This is a genomic window from Rhodococcus koreensis, assembly GCF_017068375.1.
GTDB lineage: Bacteria > Actinomycetota > Actinomycetes > Mycobacteriales > Mycobacteriaceae > Rhodococcus_F > Rhodococcus_F koreensis.
In genome coordinates, this window is the sequence record NZ_CP070609.1 from 5,608,424 (window position 1) to 5,625,980 (window position 17,557).

A 17,557-nucleotide genomic window follows, 5' to 3' on the forward strand; every position below is an offset into this window, starting at 1 on the left:
GTGCAGGCACTCACCTCGACAGTTCCCCTCGTCATCGGCGACCAACTGAGCCCGTCGTCGACAGGGGCGACCTTCGACTCGATCAACCCGGCCGACGGGTCGCACCTGGCCACGGTGGCCGAGGCGACGGTTCAGGACGTCGCGCGCGCCGTCGAGTCCGCGAAGGTCGCGGCCAAGGCGTGGCAGCGCATGCGTCCCGCCCAGCGGACCCGGCTCATGTTCCGCTACGCCGCGCTGATCGAGGAACACAAGATCGAGCTCGCCCAGCTGCAGAGCCGGGACATGGGCAAGCCCATCCGAGAGTCGTTGGGCGTCGACCTTCCGATCATGATCGAGACCCTCGAGTACTTCGCGGGCCTCGTGACGAAGATCGAGGGTCGCACGACGCCGGCTCCCGGCCGGTTCCTCAACTACACCTTGCGTGAGCCGATCGGCGTGGTGGGTGCCATCACACCGTGGAATTTCCCTGCAGTGCAGGCGGTCTGGAAGATCGCGCCGGCTCTCGCGATGGGCAACGCCATCGTGCTGAAGCCTGCGCAGCTCGCCCCGCTCGTCCCCGTGGCGCTCGGCGAGCTGGCCCTCCAGGCCGGGTTGCCGCCGGGGCTGGTCAACGTCCTGCCCGGTCGGGGCTCGGTGGCGGGTAACGCGTTGGTGCAGCACCCGCTGGTCGGCAAGGTGACGTTCACCGGCTCGACCGAGGTCGGCCAGCAGATCGGCCGGATGGCGGCCGACCGCGTCATCACGACCTCGCTCGAGCTCGGCGGCAAGTCGGCGCTCGTGGCGTTCGGCGACTCGTCCCCGAAGGCGGTCGCCGCCGTGGTCTTCCAGGCGATGTACGGCAACCAGGGCGAGACGTGCACGGCTGCGAGCCGGCTGCTCGTCGAGCGGCCCATCTACGACGAGGTGGTCGAACTCGTCCAGAAGCGGGTCGAGGCCGCCCGGGTGGGCGATCCCCTCGACCCCGAAACGGAGATCGGCCCGTTGGTCAGTGCCGCGCAACGGGAATCGGTCCACTCGTACGTCGTGGCCGGGACCGAGGAGGGCGCCAAGCTGATCAGCGGCGGCGGCCAGTCACCGAACGGAGCCGCGGAGCAGGGCTTCTACTACCGTCCGACGCTGTTCGCCGGAGTCACCGCGGACATGCGCATCGCCCGGGAGGAGATCTTCGGACCCGTGCTGTCGGTCCTGCCGTTCGAGGGCGAGGACGAGGCGATCACCCTCGCCAACGACACCATTTACGGGCTGGCCGCGGGCGTGTTCACCCGCGACGTCGGCCGCGCACTGAGGTTCGCGCAGACCCTCGACGCCGGCAACGTGTGGATCAACACCTGGGGAGTGCTCAACCCCGCGTCGCCGTACCGCGGCTTCGGACAGAGCGGCTACGGCAGCGACCTCGGCCAGGCCGCCATCGAGAGCTTCACCAAGGAGAAGAGCATATGGGCACGCCTGGATTGACCTCCGGGCCGTCCCGGCCACAGATCGTGGGACGGCTGATCGACGCCCGCCACGTTCAGGACTGGGAGCCCGCGGCGGACTACACGATCACCGAGGACGCCCTCTTCTCCCGCGATCCCGACGCCGTTGCCGTGCTGCGCGAGGGGACCCACGCGCCCGAGAAGGTGACATTCGGTCAGGTGCAGCGCGTCGCCGTGCGCATCGCGGGTGTCCTCCGCGCCCGCGGGGTCGAGCCCGGTGACCGTGTCGTCCTGTACCTCGACCCGTCGGTCGAGGCCGCCGAGGTCGTGTTCGGGGTGCTCGTCGCCGGGGCCGTGCTCGTGCCGGTCCCGCGACTGCTCACCGGCAACTCGGTGGGGCACCGGCTCGCCGACTCGGGTGCGACCGTGCTGGTCACGGACGGTCCGGGCGTCGACCGGCTCGAGTCGACGGGGTGCTCGCTGCGCGACGTCGACGTGCTCACGGTGGACGGCGCGCGTGGTCCGAAGCTCGGGGACCTCGCCCGCCGGGTCGACCCGTTGGCCCCGGTGCCCGGCCGGCCCTCGGACCCGGCCCTGCTGATGTACACATCGGGCACCAGCGGTCCACCGAAAGGCATCGTTCACGGACACCGCGCCCTGCTCGGGCACGCGGGCGTCGATTACGCCTTCGAGCTGTTCAGGCCCGGGGACGTGTATTTCGGCACCGCGGACTGGGGTTGGATCGGCGGCCTGATGCTCGGGCTCCTGGTCCCGTGGTCGTTCGGCGTCCCCGTCGTGGCTCATCGGCCACAGCGTTTCGACGCCGCCGCCACCCTGGACATGATGGCCCGCTTCGGCGTGACCACCGCCTTCCTGCCCGCGTCGGTGCTGCGGATGTTCGCCGAGCACGGGGAATCGGCACGGCAACGCCTCCGCGCGGTCGTGACCGGGGGAGAGCCCGCCGGTGCTGCGGAACTCGGCTGGGCCCGCAGCCACCTCAGTGACTGCGTCAACAAGGCCTACGGCCAGACCGAGGCCAACGCCCTCATCGGCGACTCCGCGGCTCTCGGATCGGTCGACGACGCAACCATGGGCGCCCCGTACCCCGGGCACCGCATCGCAATTCTGGACGAGGACGGCGTCCGCGTCGCACCCGGTGAGGTCGGTGAGATCGCGCTCGAACTGCCGGATCCGGTTGCACTCCTCGGCTATTGGGACTCGTCTTCGGCTCGGGCGGTACCCCCTCCGGGGGATTGGCACCGGACGGGCGATCTGGCGCGGCTCGCACACGGGCGCCGGCTGGAGTACCTGGGCCGCGCCGACGACGTGATCAAGAGCCGCGGCTACCGCATCGGCCCCGCCGAGATCGAAGAGGCCCTGAAGCGTCATCCGCAGGTCCTGGACGCGGCAGCGGTGGGGCTGCCCGACCGGGAGATGGGCCAACAGGTCAAGGCGTTCGTGCACCTCGCTGCCGGAGAGCTCACGGAGGAGATCGCGGCACAGCTCCGCGAACTCGTCACGGCGGCGGTGGGTCCGCACGCCCGGCCCCGTGAGATAGAGGCAGTCGCAACGTTGCCGCGCACGGAGACCGGAAAGGTCCGGCGTCGCGAGTTGGTGCGGCCCCCGGCTTGAGCACTCGGCGAATCCCGCGAACCCGCGGAGCGCCATCCATCGACCCAGCTAGACGAACACGAAGGACGAAGCAATGCGAAAATTCTGGCACGTCGGCATCAACGTGACCGACATGGACAAGTCGATCGACTTCTACCGGCGAATCGGCTTCCAGGTAGCGCAGGACAAAGAGGTCGACGACAGCAACCTCGCGCGGGCATTCATGGTCGAAGGGGCCAGCAAGCTCCGCTTCGCGCACATGCGCCTGAACAACTCCCCGGACGAGGCCATGCTCGACCTCATCCAGTGGCGGGACGCACGCTCCGAGGGGCGGGCGCAGAGCGACCTCGTACACCCCGGCCTGTGCCGATTCTCGATCCTCACCGACGACATCGACGCCGAATACGCACGGCTGGCGGACGACGGTGTCGAGTTCCTGCACTCGCCGCAGACCATCATGGGTCCGGACGGAGTCAACGGCTGGCGGCTGCTCTTCGCCCGCGATCCCGACGGCACACTGTTCCATTTCGCCGAACTGCTGGGGCAGGCCGCTACGGTCGGCTGACAGCATTCGCACGACGAAGGTAGGAACCCTTGACCAAGGCAGAAGTCCCGGGAAGCGGCACGACCGACGAGCGGGGCGAGCAAACCGGCGAACAGTTGGTCCCCGCTGTCTCACGCGCCACCCGCGTGCTCGAGACGCTGGTCCAGCAGTCTGCCGGTGCCACGCTCACCGAGCTGGCCAAGCGCTGCGCCCTGGCGAAGAGCACGGCGTCGGTCCTGCTCCGGACCATGGTGGTCGAGGGTCTCGTCGTGTACGACCAGGAGACGCGCCGGTACAACCTCGGTCCGCTGCTCGTGGAATTCGGGGTCGCGGCGATCGCGCGAACGTCGGCCGTCGCCGCGTCGCGGACGTACATGGAATGGTTGGCCGAGCGGACCGAGCTGGCCTGCCTGGCCATCCAGCCGATGCCGGACGGTCACTTCACGGCGATCGCGAAGATCGAGAGCCGCAAAGCCGTCAAGGTCACCATCGAGGTCGGTTCGCGCTTCGACCGCACTACCCCGTTGATCAGCCGATTGGCGGCAGCATGGCCGGGCCGGGGGCGCCCGGGGCCCGTCTCGTTCCCCGACTCCGAACTGGAGCAGCTCCGGGCGCAGGGCTACGGCGCGGTCTACGGCGAGTATCGCCCCGAACTCAATGTCCTGGGGGTCCCGGTATTCGACCGGGACGGCGTGCCATGCCTGTTCATTGCCCTGCTCGGCATGGGTGACGACCTGACGGTCGAGGGCGTGGCCGGCATCGCCGACTACCTCGTCACGGCGTCACGGGAGATCAGCTCGCGCATCGGTGGACACATCCCCGCGGACTACCCGACTCCCGCCGGGGCGCCGGACCTCGACGCCGGACGCGGCTGACCGACCCGCACTTTTTCTTTCCTGCGGCGACCCCACCCGGGGCCTGCCGCTCCGAGTCGACCCTCGATGGTCGGCTGCCCACCTCCGGGTGCCACGCGCCCGAGGTATCCCCGTCCACTGTTCGTAGGAGACATAGATGACCAGCAACAAGATCGCCGTCGTCGGCGGCACCGGGCCCCAGGGAAAGGGGCTGGCGTACCGGTTCGCAGCGGCCGGCAGACACGTCGTGATCGGATCGCGTTCGATCGAACGCGCCGAGGAAGCGGCCGCCGAGGTGCGCAGACGCGCCGGTGACGGCGCCCGGGTCAGCGCTGCCGACAACGCGTCGGCCGCCGCCGACTGTCCCATCGTCCTGTTGGCCGTCCCGTACAAGGGCCATCGTGAGCTGGTCTCCGGGTTGGCTCCCGTTTTCGCGGGCAAGCTCCTGGTCAGCTGTGTGAACCCGCTCGGCTTCGACAAGGCCGGGGCGTACGGTCTGGACGTCGAGGAGGGCAGCGCTGCCGAGCAGTTGCGGGACCTGGTGCCCGACGCCACCGTCGTGGCTGCGTTCCACCACCTGTCGGCGGTCACACTCTGGGAGCACGAAGGCCTCGTCCAAGAGGATGTGCTCGTGTGCGGCGACGACCGGACCGCCAAGGACGAGGTGGCCCGGCTCGCAGTCGCGATCACGGGCCGGCCCGGCATCGACGGCGGGGTACTGCGGGTGGCGCGGCAGCTCGAACCGCTGACCGCCGTTCTCATCAACGTCAACAAGCGCTACAAGACGCACTCGGGTCTCGCTGTGAACGGGGTTGTTCATGATCCACGAGCTGCGTGAGTACATCGCTCTACCGGGCCGCGCCGACGACCTTCATCGCAGGTTCGCCGACGAGACCCTGGCCCTGTTCGCGGAATTCGGGCTGCAGGTCGACGGCTTCTGGCACGAGGCGGGCAACCGCGGCCGGATCGTGTACCTGGTGGCCTTCCCCGACGCCGAGGCCGCGGACGCGCACTGGGCACGGTTCCAGACCGATCCTCGGTGGCTCGCGGTGAAGGCGCGCACGGAGAGCGACGGGCCGCTGATCTCGGAGATTCGAAGCACGTTCCTGGTCACTCCGGCGTACGCCCGGCCCTGAGCGGCGCCCGAAGAGGTTGGGCCCGACTCTTGACCGTCGCCGCATCCTGCCCCTAATCTGTTCCATATAGTGATTCGAGTTCAATATCATGAAGAGAAGTTCCATGATCAAAGGAATCCAGCTTCACGGCTGGGCTGACGGGCCACAGATGGTGGAAGTGGCAGAGATCGCTGCTCGGAGTTTCGAGACCGTCTGGCTCAGTGACCAACTCCAGTCCCGAGGCGTTGCGGTTCTCCTCGGCGCCATCGCTGCGCGCACCGGCGCGGGCGTCGGCACGGCGGTGACGTTCCCCTTCGGACGCAACCCGCTCGAGATGGCGTCCAGCATGGCCACCCTCGCGGAATTCATGCCCGAAGGACGCCGGGTCAGCATGGGAATCGGCACCGGGGGTGGGTTGGTGAGTGCGCTCATGTCGCTGCAGAATCCGATCGAGCGGGTGGCCGAGTTCATTGCGATGTGCCGACTTCTCTGGCAGGGCGACGCGATCCGAATGGGTGACTACCCCCAGATCTGCGCAGGCCTCGGATTGCGTGAGGATGCTCGGGCGTCGTTCTCCTGGACGAGCAAGCCCGACGTGCGCGTCGTGGTCGCCGGCGCCGGACCGAAAGTACTGGAGATGGCCGGCGAGCTTGCCGACGGCGTCATCTGCGCCAGCAACTTCCCGGCGCACAGCCTCGCGGCCTTCCGCAGCGGCCAGTTCGACGCGGTGAGCAACCTCGATTCGCTCGACCGGGGACGACAGCGCAGCCAGCGGGGAGAGTTCACCCGGATCTACGGTGTCAATCTGTCCGTCTCCGCGGACCGGGACAGCGCCTGCGCGGCGGCGCGGCGACAGGCCACACTCATCGTGAGTCAGCAGCCTCCGGAGAACCTGCACCGGGTGGGCTTCGAGCCGTCCGACTACGCCGCCACCCGAGCGGCGCTCAAAGCCGGTGACGGCGTGGACGCCGCTGCCGACCTTCTCCCGCAGGAAGTCGCGGACCAGCTCGTCGTGTCCGGCACACCGGGCGACTGCATCGAGGCGCTGGCCGAGCTGCTCGAGTACGCGGAGGACGCCGGATTCACGGAGGCCTACATCGGTGCCCCGGTCGGCCCCGATCCCCGTGAGGCAGTCGAGCTGCTCACCTCCCAGGTCCTGCCGGAGCTCCGATGAGCGCGAATAGGGAAGTAGCCCTGGACTTGTGCCCGGCCGAGCACCACGACGGTCTGGTCGTCCTGACACTCAATCGTCCCGAGGCACGCAACGCCCTCGACGTCCCCCTGCTCGAGGCGTTCGTCTCCGCACTTGCCGAGGGAAAACGCGCGGCCGTCGATGTCCTTCTCGTGCGGGCGGAGGGACCCGCGTTCTGTGCAGGAGCCGACGTGCGTTCGGACGACGGCACCGCGACCGGGCCGCCCGGGTCTCCGGCGCCGGCTGATCGAGGAAAGCCTCGACCTGATCGGCGACTACCCGGCCGCAGTGGTCGCAGTCCAGGGCGCCGCGGTCGGCGCCGGCTGGGCCATAGCCGCGGCCGCGGACATCACCCTGGCCTCACCTGCCGCTACGTTCCGATTCCCCGAGCTCCCACTCGGGTTCCCGCCGCCCGACAGCACGGTGCGCCGACTCGAGGCCGCCGTCGGCCCGGCGCGGGCACTGCGGCTCCTGGCCCTGAACGAGCGCTTCGTCGCCGACGACCTCGCCAGGCTCGGTCTGGTGGACGTCGTTCCCGAGGATTCGCTCGACGTGACGGCGCGCGAGACGGCCGCCCGACTCGCGATTCTTCCGCCCGAGCTGTTGCGCGATCTCAAAACAGGGCTCTCCGCCTGGAAGCGGACCTCTCTACCGAACACCCTCGAAAGGCAATCATGACCACCAGCATCCACATCCAGACCGACGAGCAGGCGCACCTGCGCACCATGGCCCGGGCGTTCCTGGCCCGGCACGCTCCCGCGCTCGACGTGCGAATCTGGGACGAGGCGGGGACGTACCCCGAGCACCTGTTCCGCGAGATCGCCCGCCTGGGGTGGTACGACGTGGTGGCCGGAGACGAGGACGTCGACGGTACGGCCGGCCTGCTGATCACGCTCTGTGAGGAGATCGGCAAGGCGAGCTCCGACCTCGTGGCCCTGTTCAACCTGAACCTCAGCGGGCTGCGCGACATCCACCGCTGGGGCACGCCCGAGCAGCAGGAGACGTACGGCGCGCCGGTGCTGGCCGGCGACGCGCGCCTGTCGATCGCGGTCAGCGAACCCGACGTGGGCTCCGACGCGGCGAGCGTTGCCACTCGCGCCGAGAAGGTCGGGGACGGTTGGGTCCTCAACGGTCAGAAGACCTACTGCGAAGGCGCGGGCCTGCCCGGCGCGGTGATGGAACTCGTCGCCCGGGTGGGCGGCGGTGGCCGTAAGCGCGACCAGCTCGGCGTATTCCTCGTCCCGGTCGACCATCCGGGTGTCGAGGTCCGCCGGATGCCGGCGCTGGGACGGAACATCAGCGGCATCTACGAGGTCTTCCTGCGCGACGTCGCGCTCCCGGCGACGGCGGTGCTGGGTGAGCCCGGTGAAGGATGGCAGATCCTCAAGGAACGCCTGGTGCTCGAACGCATCATGATCAGCTCCGGCTTCCTGGGCAGTGTGGCCGCGGTGCTCGACCTGACGGTCCACTACGCCAACGAGCGCGAGCAGTTCGGTAAGGCACTGTCGACCTACCAGGGCGTGACCTTGCCCCTCGCCGAGATGTTCGTCAGGCTCGACGCGGCCCGATGCGCCGTGCGCCGTTCGGCCGACCTCTTCGACGCGGGTCTGCCGTGCGAGGTGGAGAGCACCATGGCGAAGTTCCTCTCCGGTCAGCTCTACGCAGAGGCCTCCGCGCTGGCGATGCAGATCCAGGGCGCCTACGGCTACGTGCGCGACCATGCCCTGCCGATGCACCACTCCGACGGGATCATCGCCCGTGTCGTGGCGGGGCCGCCCTCGGTGCAGCTCGACTTCATCGCCCGGTCGATGGGCTTGGGGACAGGAGCGAGCAGGTGACAGGTCTGAGGCGCGCACTCGCGCGGGCGAGCGCCGGCAAGACCATCGACGCCGGTGAAGCCGAGGCCCTCCTCGGTGCGCGCGGCGCCGACCTCGACCGACTGTGCGAGGTCGCCGCGGGCGTCCGGTCGGCGGGCCTGTTCGACGCAGGCCGCCCGGGGGTGGTGACCTACAGCCGGAAAGTGTTCATACCGCTCACCCGCCTGTGTCGCGACCGCTGCCACTACTGCACCTTCGCAACGACCCCCGGGCGGGTCGACGAGCCGTTCCTCTCTCCCGACCAGGTGCTCGAGATCGCCCGTGCGAGCGCCCGGATGGGCTGCAAGGAAGCGCTTTTCACGCTGGGCGACCGGCCCGAGGATCGGTGGGACGCCGCCCGCGACTGGCTCGAGTCGCGCGGCTACGCCGACACACTGTCCTACGTGCGGGCCATGGCGGTGCTGGTCCTCGAGGAGACCGGCCTGGTGCCCCATCTGAACCCGGGGGTCATGAGCTGGGCGGAACTCCAACGCCTCAAGCCGGTGGCCGGTTCCATGGGACTGATGCTCGAGAGCACGGCCCGCTCGCTGTGGGCAGAGCCCGGCGGCTGCCACTACGGCTCCCCGGACAAGGATCCCGCCGTCCGACTGGCCTGCATCGAGGACGCGTCCCGCACCAACATCCCCTTCACGACCGGGATCCTGGTGGGGATCGGCGAGTCGTACGCCGATCGGGTGGAGTCCATCCTCCAGATCCGCCGGATCGCAAAGCAGTACGGCTCCATCCAGGAAGTGATCGTCCAGAACTTCCGCGCCAAGCCCGACACCGCGATGCGGTCCGCCAACGATGCAGACCACGAGGAGTACCTGGCCACGATCGCGGTGGCACGCATCCTCCTCGGACCTTCGATGCGCCTGCAGGCCCCACCCAATCTGTCGGAGCCGGGTGAGCTGCGCCGGCTGTTGGCGGCGGGCATCGACGACTGGGGTGGGGTGTCGCCGCTGACCCCCGACCACGTGAACCCCGAACGCCCCTGGCCGGAGATCGACCGGCTCCGTGAACTGAGCGCTGCCGCCGGTTTCGAGCTCCGGGAGCGCCTCGCCGTCCAACCGCAGTACGTCCTCGCGGGAGATCCGTGGATCGACGCCCGGGTCCGGCCGCACCTGCTGGCGCTCGCCGACCCGGAGACCGGTCTGGCCGCGGACGTGCTTCCGGAGGGCCGGCCGTGGCAGGATGCCGCGCCCGTAGAATCCAGTGGCCGAACCGATCTGCACCTCGAGATCGACGCGGAAGGGCGTCGTACCGATACCCGCAGCGACTTCGCGAACGCGTTCGGTGACTGGACGGTACTCGGCGAGGAGATGAACGCACGCGCGGCGGCCGGCGCCCATCCCCGCCTGGGCGGTGAGGTGCTCGCCGCCTTGCGCACGGCCGAGCGGGACCCCGCGGGTCTCAGCGACGACGAGGCGCTGGCGCTCATCCACTGCGACGGCGCCGATCTGGATGCCTTGTGCGCCTTGGCGGACCAGGTCCGGCAGTCGACGGTGGGCGACGCGGTGACCTACGTCGTCAACCGGAACGTCAACTTCAGTAACGTCTGCTACACCGGCTGTCGATTCTGCGCGTTCGCGCAGCGCGCCAGCGACGCTGATTCGTACCGGCTCTCCGTCTCCGAGGTGGGGGACCGGATCGCCCAGGCCTGGGACGTCGGCGCCACCGAGATCTGCATGCAGGGCGGGATCGATCCCGGTCTCCCCAGCACCATTCATCTGGACCTGGCCGCCGAGGCGAAACGCCGGGCCCCGAAGATCCACCTCCATGCGTTCTCGCCGATGGAGATCGTGAGCGGGGCGTCGCGCATGGGCATCTCGGTGGCCGAGTGGCTGACCGAGGCGCGCAACGCCGGGCTCGATTCCGTGCCGGGCACCGCCGCCGAGATCCTGGACGACGAGATCCGGTGGGTGCTCACCAAGGGCAAACTGCCTGCGGCCGAGTGGATTCGGGTAGTCAAGACCGCGCACGAGCTCGGGATCCGCACCACCGCGACGATGATGTACGGGCACGTGGACGAGCCCCGGCACTGGGTCGGTCACCTTCGCGTGCTGCTGGACATTCAGCGGGAGACGGGCGGCTTCACGGAGTTCGTTCCGCTGCCGTTCGTGCACCAGAGTTCACCCATCTACCTCGCAGGTCTGGCGAGGCCGGGCCCGACCCGACGGGACAACCGCGCGGTACACGCATTGGCGCGGTTGATGTTGCACGGTCAGATCGACAACATCCAGTGCTCGTGGGTCAAGCTCGGTCCGGACGAATGCGTGGAACTGCTTCGCGGTGGCGTCAACGACCTCGGCGGCACCCTGATGGAGGAAACCATCAGCAGGATGGCCGGTTCGACCAACGGATCGATGAAGACCATCGCCGACATCACCAACATGGCCGCGGCGGCAGGCCGACCTGCCCGGCAGCGCACCACCACATACGAAGCCGTCGACGCCGAACGAACCGCCGCAGCCGAACGGTTCGACGACAGGGCGAGGTCCGTGCTGCCGCTCGCCGTCGGGATGGTCGGCCAGTGACCGCACATCCAGCTCCCGAGAGTGGTGGAACCCGCAGTCGAGGTCCCCGCGGGCCGTGGGTGGCCGTGATTCCCCAGCGGGACATCACGTCGGCGAAATCCCGGCTCCTGCTCCGGCCGGAGGCCCGGCAGGCGGTGGTTCGCGCAATGTTCCGAGACACCGTCTCTGCGGTTCGGGCTGCCTCGCAGGTGGAGGCGGTGCTCGTTGTCGTCGACCGGATTCAGGACGCGGCCCACGTGCGGTCGCCGGGTGTCGTCCCACTCGTATTGCCGGGCACGCCGGGCATGAACGCCGCCCTGCGCGAAGGTGGGCGCCGGGCCCGCGAGTGGTGGCCGCGCTGCCGGCTGGCGGGACTGCCCGCCGATCTTCCGAGCCTTCGCAGCGAGGACCTGGACGTCGCGCTGAAGGTGGCCGGGCGGCACGAGCGCACATTCGTGGCGGACCGAAGACGCGAGGGGACAAGTCTTCTGACGGCCTCCGAGGGCGTCGACCTCGATCCGGAATTCGGGGAGCGCTCGCGGCTGGCGCACCTGGGCTCCGGGGCGGTGGAGACGCTCGACCCGAACATCGAGTCCCTGCGGCGGGACGTCGACGATCTCGACGACCTGCTGGACGCCGCACTGGGACATCCCGGTGCCGCGCTGGGCGCCGTGCTGCGCAGTCTGGGTCACCCGTTCGATCGGATGTCGGCGCGGCAGCGGTCCGGCTCTTCCTCGGTGGCGCCCTGACTTTCGGTTCGGCGCACTGATTTTCATCCCTATAAGCGGTGATCGGCTCGATGAGGTGACCTGTCGGTGACCTCGCGAGCATCGATCGCGTGTCTCGCTGTGTTCTCGGTCGGCCTGAGTGGGAATGTGCTCGATGGTCGATTCTCTTCATCTCCACCAGTATTCAGAGCGGCTCCCTTACTTTCTTCGAGGAGACACATGAACAATCGGCTCAGCTTTCCTGCATATGTGGGCGTCGCCGCCCTGGCATTTCTCGCGATAGCCGCTGACGGCTACGACCTCGCCATCTTCGGTGCCGCGACGCCGAACCTACTCCACTACGCAGATTGGGGTCTGACGACCGCGCAGGTCGGAGTGATCGCCAGTGCGGCGATCCTCGGGATGGGCATCGGATCCATCGCCGCCGGAGTGCTCGCCGACCGATACGGTGTTCGGCGGTTGTTCCTGCTCTGCGTCAGCTGGTTCTCGGTCGGCATGATGCTGTGCGCCGTGGCACCCACCGCCGAACTGCTGGGTGCCGCCCGGTTCTTCGCAGGGTTCGGCCTCGGCGGGGTCGTGCCCACCGCGGTCGCGGTGACGATGAGCGTCGCACCGGCAGACCGGAAGAACTTCCTCAACGGCGTGATCCTGGCCGGCATACCCATTGGCGGCGTCCTGGCCGCTCTCACCGCCCTGGCCTTCCTCGACGTGCTGGGCTGGCGCGGCGTCTTCTTCGTCGGGGGCGCTTTTCCCCTGCTGACCGTGGTACCGATCGCCGCGGTGAAGCTCCGGCGGTGGGTACCCACGCCGAACGCTCTGCGTTCGGACGGCGCGGCCGACCGCCGCACCTTGCGTGTCGTCTTCAAGAATCTCGGACCGACCGGATGGGGAGCGCTGGCAGTGTTCACCGCGCTGACCTTCTGCGGCCAGATCCAGTGGTACGGACTGCTCACCTGGTTGCCGCAGATCATGAAGGCCAGCGGTTACTCCCTCGGATCCGCATTGGTCTTTCTGGTGATCTTCAGCCTCGGAGCCGCCACCGGTGCGTCCGGAGGTTCCTGGATTGCGGACAAGTTCGGAGAACGTCGCGCAGTTCTCGCCGCGTTCACAGTCGGCGCGGTCGCCGTCATGACCCTCGCGGTACACCTGCCGTCACCCGTTCTCTACGTCTTTCTGTTCCTCGCCGGGGCGGGGACGGGCGGAACGCAGCCGATCGTCTTCGGCTACGTGGCCACCTACTTCCCCGTCGACATCCGCACCAGCGTTCTCGGATTCGTTGCCGGAGTGGGCCGGATCGGTGGTGTCTGTGGACCGATCCTGGGCGGCCTTCTCGCGGGCCGGCCGCCGATCGTCATCTTCTCGGTCCTCTCTGGGATCGGGGTGTTCGCCGCACTGCTCTGCGCTGTCGCGCTGGCGGCGCGCAAGGCCGAGAAGGACCACACCACCGTTACGGCGAGCACTCCAGCCGAGGTCTGAGTGAACGTGACTGTAGTGGTTGGCGGGGTCGGTGGGGCCCGGTTCCTGCAAGGGGTGCGGCGGCTTCTCGGCGTTGATGCGCCGGATGGTGGGGGTTCGTCGCATCGGATCACGGCGGTGGTCAATGTCGGTGACGATGTGTGGATGCACGGGTTGCGGATCTGCCCGGATCTGGACACCTGCATGTACACCCTCGGCGGGGGTATCGACACCGTCCGGGGGTGGGGGCATGCGGGTGAAACCTGGAACGCGAAGGAAGAACTCGCCGCGTACGGGGCGAAGCCGGAGTGGTTCGGGCTCGGCGACCGGGACATCGCGACGCATCTGATCCGCTCCCAGATGCTGCGGACGGGGTATCCGTTGTCGGCGGTCACCGAGGCGTTGTGCAACCGGTGGCGGCCGGGGGTGACGTTGCTGCCGGTCACCGACGATCGGAGTGAGACTCACGTGGTGATCACCGACCCGGAGGACGGGGAGCAGCGGGCGATCCACTTCCAGGAGTGGTGGGTTCGGCACCGCGCGCAGGTCCCGACGCACAGCTTCGCGCACATCGGCGCCGAGCAGGCGTCCCCGGCGCCGGGGGTGCTGGAGGCGATCGAGGGCGCCGACATCGTGTTGCTGGCGCCGTCGAATCCGGTGGTCAGCGTCGGCGCGATCCTGGCGGTGCCGGGGATCCGGGGGGCGCTGCGCACCACCACCGCGCGGGTGGTCGGGGTGTCGCCGATCGTCGGCGGGAAACCGTTGCGCGGCATGGCCGACGAATGTTTGGACGTGATCGGGGTGGAAACCTCCGCGGAGGCGATCGGGCGCTGGTACGGGGCGCGCAGTGGCACGGGGATCCTCGACGGGTGGCTGGTCCACGACACCGACACCGCCGACGTCCCCGGGGTGGCCGTGGCCAGTGTGCCGTTGCTGATGTCCGACCCGGACGCCACCGCGGACATGGTCCGCTCCGCATTCGACCTGATGGGAGCCCTGCTATGACCGAACCGGAAAGACCGGCCGATCATGCGCCAGGCGGCGCGATCGAAATCCGGCCCATCGCGGGTCTGCCCGAGTTCCGGCCGGGCGACGACCTGGCTGCCGCGATCGTTGCCGCCGCGCCGTGGCTCGAGGACGACGACGTCCTCGTGGTCACCAGCAAGGTGGTGTCCAAGGTGGAGGGCCGGATCGAGTCCTCTCCCTCCGATCCCGATGCCCGTGAGGCCGCTCGGCGCCTCCTCGTCGAACAGGAAGCCGTCCGGGTCGTAGCGCGCAGGGGCCCCATCCTGATCACCGAGAACCGGCTCGGGATCGTCCAGGCGGCGTCGGGGATCGACGGCTCGAACGTCGACGGCGCCGAACTCGCTCTGCTGCCGGAAGATCCGGACGCCAGTGCCCGCACCCTGCGCGATGCGGTGAAGGGTGCATTGGGTGTCACCGTCGCGGTGGTGGTCACCGACACCATGGGCCGGGCATGGCGCAACGGCCAGATCGACGCCGCGATCGGTGCGGCCGGGGTGCCGGTGCTGCACGGGTACGCCGGGGCCCGGGACTCGCAGGGCAACGAACTCATGGTGACGGAGGTCGCGGTGGCCGACGAGATCGCCGCGGCCGGGGATCTGGTGAAGGGCAAGCTCGGTGGGGTGCCGGTCGCGGTGGTCCGCGGTCTGGGTGTGGCCGACGACGGGTCGCGGGCGCGGGATCTGATCCGGGCCGGTGAGGAGGACCTGTTCTGGCTCGGTACCGCCGAGTCGGTGGAGCGGGGGCGGGCGGAGGCGGTGCTGCTGCGCCGCTCGGTCCGGGAGTTCGCCGACGATCCGGTCGACCCGGGTGCGGTGCGGGCGGCGATCGGAGAGGCGTTGACCGCCCCGGCGCCGCATCACACCCGGCCGGTGCGGTTCGTGTGGGTCCGCACCCGCACGGTGCGCGAGGAGTTGCTGACCGCGATGCGGGAGCGGTGGCGCACCGACCTGACCGCGGACGGTATGGACGGGGCGGCGGTGGCGGCGCGGGTGGCGCGGGGGAACATCCTGTTCGACGCGCCGGAGGTGATCGTCCCGTTCTGCGTGCCCGACGGCGCGCACCCCTACCCGGATCCGCGTCGGCGGGCGGCGGAGGCGACGATGTTCACCGTCGCGGTCGGTGCGGCCGTGCAGGGGCTGCTGGTGTCGCTGGCGACCAAGGGGATCGGCAGCTGCTGGATCGGTTCGACGATCTTCGCCCCGGACACCGTGCGCGGTGTCCTCGACCTGCCCGACGACTGGCAGCCGCTCGGCGCGATCGCCGTCGGCTACCCCCTCGAACCACTCACACCCCGCCGGCCCACCGACCCCGGCGACGCCCTCATCGAGAAATGACCCACACACCATGAGGCACCTGAACGAGGCGAGAGCTCCTTGCGCCGCGCACGCACACGCTGATCGATTGTGACGACACGCTGACGTGGATCGTCGAAACCGAAAGGGAATGAGTAGAGAATGACCATCGTGTCCGAACCCACCGCATCGCAGAAGGTCGAGCTGACCGACGAGGAGATTTTCGCCGGCCACGTCGGGGGAAAGCTGTCCGTGGAGTTGACGACCCCGCTGGACAGCCAGCGCGACCTGTCCATCGCCTACACCCCCGGTGTCGCGCAGGTCTCCCGCGCCATCGCCGCCGACGAGACCCTCGCCGACCGCTACACCTGGACCAGCCGCCTGGTGGTCGTCGTCTCCGACGGCTCCGCGGTCCTCGGTCTCGGGGATATCGGCCCGCGTGCCTCCCTTCCGGTGATGGAGGGCAAGTCGGCCCTGTTCAAGAACTTCGCGGGCCTGAACTCCATCCCGCTGGTCCTCGACACCCAGGACCCCGACGAGATCGTCGAGACCCTGATCCGGCTGCGCCCGAGCTTCGGTGCCGTCAACCTCGAGGACATCTCCGCGCCGCGTTGCTTCGAGATCGAACAGCGCGTCATCGAGGCCCTGGACTGCCCGGTCATGCACGACGACCAGCACGGCACCGCCATCGTCGTCCTCGCTGCGCTGAAGGGTGCGGTCAAGGTCCAGGACCGGGACCTGCGCGGGTTGCGCGTGGTCATCTCCGGTGCCGGCGCCGCCGGTGTGGCGTGCGCGAACATCCTGCTCGCCGCCGGGATCGCGGACGTGACGGTCCTCGACTCGAAGGGCATCGTCTCCGTGGATCGTCAGGATTTGAACGCGGTGAAGGTGGATCTGGCCGCGCGCACCAACCCGGCCGGTCGCCGCGGTGGCGTCGCCCAGGCCCTCGACGGCGCGGACGTGTTCCTCGGTGTCTCCGCGGGCACCGTGCCGGAGGAGCTCATCGCGACCATGGCGGAGAACTCCATCGTGTTCGCACTGTCGAACCCGGACCCGGAGATCCACCCCGACGTCGCCCGCAAGCACGCGGCGATCGTCGCCACCGGACGCTCGGATTTCCCGAACCAGATCAACAATGTGCTGGCCTTCCCCGGTGTGTTCAAGGGTGCCCTGGATGCCGGTGCCCGCCGGATCACCGAGGGCATGAAGCTCGCCGCCGCCGAGGCGATCCTCTCGGTCGTCGGTGACGAGTTGGCTGTGGACAAGATCGTTCCCAGCCCGCTCGATCCTCGTGTCGCCCCCGCTGTCGCGGAGGCAGTCGCCGCCGCTGCTCGCGCAGAAGGCGTCACCGACTAGCGAGAATCCAGCCGAGCACCCCGATCCGGAACCCGCACCCACGGTTCCGGTGTCGGGGTGTCCGTGACGAACAGGCACGAACGCATCCGAGGGTGCGAGTGACACACCGCGGCATTCGGCTCATTGTTGGTGGAGGGGACACCGGTCCGGCTGACCGGTCAGGACAGTCGCCGCGGCACGTTCGTCCAACGCCTCGCCGTGCTTCACGCCCGCGACAATGGTCAGGAATGGTTTCCGCTCACCAACATTGCCGAGGGCCAGGGTCGGTTCTGGATCTACGACTCGCTGCTCAGTGAGTACGCCGTAATGGGATTCGAATACGGCTATTCGGTGGAACGGCCCGGCGCGCTGGTTCTGTGGGAGGCGCAGTTCGGCGATTTCGCGAACGGTGCCCAGATCGTGTCGCCGGCCGATCAGGAAACAATGTTGCGGGAGAACGCTATTGGTGCAGGATTTCGGATCTGCCGGGATCGCGGCCCGTGTCCCGGGGGGAGCAGCGTGCGGGGCGTGGCCGGATGCTCGACGACGCGGCCGGGGCCGGCTCCCGGTGGTGTGGGGTGGTGTGGCGGGATCGATTGACCCGGTTCACAGGTGGCG

At 69.1% G+C, this 17,557-nt stretch carries 15 protein-coding genes and 2 pseudogenes; all 17 read left to right on the top strand.

The features are described 5' to 3' along the window. The gene (locus tag JWS14_RS25755) at nucleotides 1–1,455 is read left to right on the top strand and encodes an aldehyde dehydrogenase family protein (RefSeq protein WP_206014723.1); all 1,455 of its coding nucleotides are present in this window, start codon (nucleotides 1–3) and stop codon (nucleotides 1,453–1,455) included. Continuing rightward, nucleotides 1,437–3,047: an AMP-binding protein gene (locus JWS14_RS25760; protein WP_072938783.1), complete on the top strand. Its 1,611-nt coding sequence runs from the start codon at nucleotides 1,437–1,439 to the stop codon at nucleotides 3,045–3,047. The genes JWS14_RS25755 and JWS14_RS25760 overlap by 19 nt, the downstream gene beginning before the upstream one ends. Before the next feature lie 73 nt (nucleotides 3,048–3,120). Then, entirely contained in the window at nucleotides 3,121–3,591 is a 471-nt protein-coding gene (locus tag JWS14_RS25765; protein ID WP_072938780.1) for a VOC family protein, read from the top strand. Between the two features lie 29 nt (nucleotides 3,592–3,620). After that, nucleotides 3,621–4,445, top strand: a complete 825-nt coding sequence (locus JWS14_RS25770; RefSeq protein WP_206014724.1) for an IclR family transcriptional regulator — start codon at nucleotides 3,621–3,623, stop codon at nucleotides 4,443–4,445. A gap of 136 nt (nucleotides 4,446–4,581) precedes the next feature. Further along, nucleotides 4,582–5,262, top strand: a complete 681-nt coding sequence (npdG, locus tag JWS14_RS25775) for an NADPH-dependent F420 reductase (RefSeq protein ID WP_072938776.1) — start codon at nucleotides 4,582–4,584, stop codon at nucleotides 5,260–5,262. Then, entirely contained in the window at nucleotides 5,243–5,560 is a 318-nt protein-coding gene (locus JWS14_RS25780) for an NIPSNAP family protein (RefSeq protein ID WP_072938775.1), read from the top strand. The genes npdG and JWS14_RS25780 overlap by 20 nt, the downstream gene beginning before the upstream one ends. A gap of 103 nt (nucleotides 5,561–5,663) precedes the next feature. Then, on the top strand, nucleotides 5,664–6,713 hold the full coding sequence (locus JWS14_RS25785) for an LLM class flavin-dependent oxidoreductase (RefSeq protein WP_072938773.1): 1,050 nt from the start codon (nucleotides 5,664–5,666) through the stop codon (nucleotides 6,711–6,713). Next, nucleotides 6,710–6,871: pseudogene (locus JWS14_RS50170) on the top strand (enoyl-CoA hydratase/isomerase family protein); the annotation flags it as partial. The gene JWS14_RS25785 and the pseudogene JWS14_RS50170, both read left to right, overlap by 4 nt. 37 nt (nucleotides 6,872–6,908) lie before the next feature. Next, nucleotides 6,909–7,409: an enoyl-CoA hydratase/isomerase family protein gene (locus JWS14_RS25790; RefSeq protein ID WP_241031688.1), complete on the top strand. Its 501-nt coding sequence runs from the start codon at nucleotides 6,909–6,911 to the stop codon at nucleotides 7,407–7,409. Continuing rightward, nucleotides 7,406–8,569 carry an acyl-CoA dehydrogenase family protein gene (locus JWS14_RS25795; RefSeq protein WP_206014725.1) on the top strand — a complete coding sequence of 388 codons (1,164 nt, stop codon included), beginning with the start codon at nucleotides 7,406–7,408 and terminating at the stop codon, nucleotides 8,567–8,569. The genes JWS14_RS25790 and JWS14_RS25795 overlap by 4 nt, the downstream gene beginning before the upstream one ends. Beyond that, on the top strand, nucleotides 8,566–11,124 hold the full coding sequence (locus JWS14_RS25800; protein ID WP_174705464.1) for a bifunctional FO biosynthesis protein CofGH: 2,559 nt from the start codon (nucleotides 8,566–8,568) through the stop codon (nucleotides 11,122–11,124). The genes JWS14_RS25795 and JWS14_RS25800 overlap by 4 nt, the downstream gene beginning before the upstream one ends. Then, nucleotides 11,121–11,852, top strand: coding sequence for a 2-phospho-L-lactate guanylyltransferase (gene cofC, locus JWS14_RS25805; RefSeq protein WP_083395635.1), 732 nt, complete (start codon nucleotides 11,121–11,123; stop codon nucleotides 11,850–11,852). The genes JWS14_RS25800 and cofC overlap by 4 nt, the downstream gene beginning before the upstream one ends. 198 nt (nucleotides 11,853–12,050) lie before the next feature. Continuing rightward, a complete protein-coding gene (locus JWS14_RS25810) occupies nucleotides 12,051–13,307 on the top strand; it encodes an MFS transporter (RefSeq protein WP_072938765.1) in 1,257 nt (418 codons plus the stop codon). Next, entirely contained in the window at nucleotides 13,308–14,291 is a 984-nt protein-coding gene (gene cofD / locus JWS14_RS25815; protein ID WP_074933790.1) for a 2-phospho-L-lactate transferase, read from the top strand. It abuts the gene before it with no gap. Further along, nucleotides 14,288–15,646: a coenzyme F420-0:L-glutamate ligase gene (locus JWS14_RS25820; RefSeq protein WP_206014726.1), complete on the top strand. Its 1,359-nt coding sequence runs from the start codon at nucleotides 14,288–14,290 to the stop codon at nucleotides 15,644–15,646. The genes cofD and JWS14_RS25820 overlap by 4 nt, the downstream gene beginning before the upstream one ends. 120 nt (nucleotides 15,647–15,766) lie before the next feature. Further along, on the top strand, nucleotides 15,767–16,960 hold the full coding sequence (locus JWS14_RS25825; protein ID WP_206014727.1) for an NAD(P)-dependent malic enzyme: 1,194 nt from the start codon (nucleotides 15,767–15,769) through the stop codon (nucleotides 16,958–16,960). Nucleotides 16,961–17,071: 111 nt separating this feature from the next. Next, nucleotides 17,072–17,362 (top strand): annotated as a pseudogene (locus JWS14_RS50175) (hypothetical protein); the annotation flags it as partial. Between the last annotated feature and the right edge of the window lie 195 nt (nucleotides 17,363–17,557).

Bases quoted from the DNA above. Each gene is read 5' to 3' on its own strand.
- JWS14_RS25760 (WP_072938783.1), top strand. From the start codon at position 1,437: ATGGGCACGCCTGGATTGACCTCCGGGCCGTCCCGGCCACAGATCGTG.
- JWS14_RS25765 (WP_072938780.1), top strand. From the start codon at position 3,121: ATGCGAAAATTCTGGCACGTCGGCATCAACGTGACCGACATGGACAAG.
- npdG (WP_072938776.1), top strand. From the start codon at position 4,582: ATGACCAGCAACAAGATCGCCGTCGTCGGCGGCACCGGGCCCCAGGGA.
- JWS14_RS25780 (WP_072938775.1), top strand. From the start codon at position 5,243: ATGATCCACGAGCTGCGTGAGTACATCGCTCTACCGGGCCGCGCCGAC.
- JWS14_RS25785 (WP_072938773.1), top strand. From the start codon at position 5,664: ATGATCAAAGGAATCCAGCTTCACGGCTGGGCTGACGGGCCACAGATG.
- JWS14_RS25795 (WP_206014725.1), top strand. From the start codon at position 7,406: ATGACCACCAGCATCCACATCCAGACCGACGAGCAGGCGCACCTGCGC.
- JWS14_RS25810 (WP_072938765.1), top strand. From the start codon at position 12,051: ATGAACAATCGGCTCAGCTTTCCTGCATATGTGGGCGTCGCCGCCCTG.
- JWS14_RS25820 (WP_206014726.1), top strand. From the start codon at position 14,288: ATGACCGAACCGGAAAGACCGGCCGATCATGCGCCAGGCGGCGCGATC.
- JWS14_RS25825 (WP_206014727.1), top strand. From the start codon at position 15,767: ATGACCATCGTGTCCGAACCCACCGCATCGCAGAAGGTCGAGCTGACC.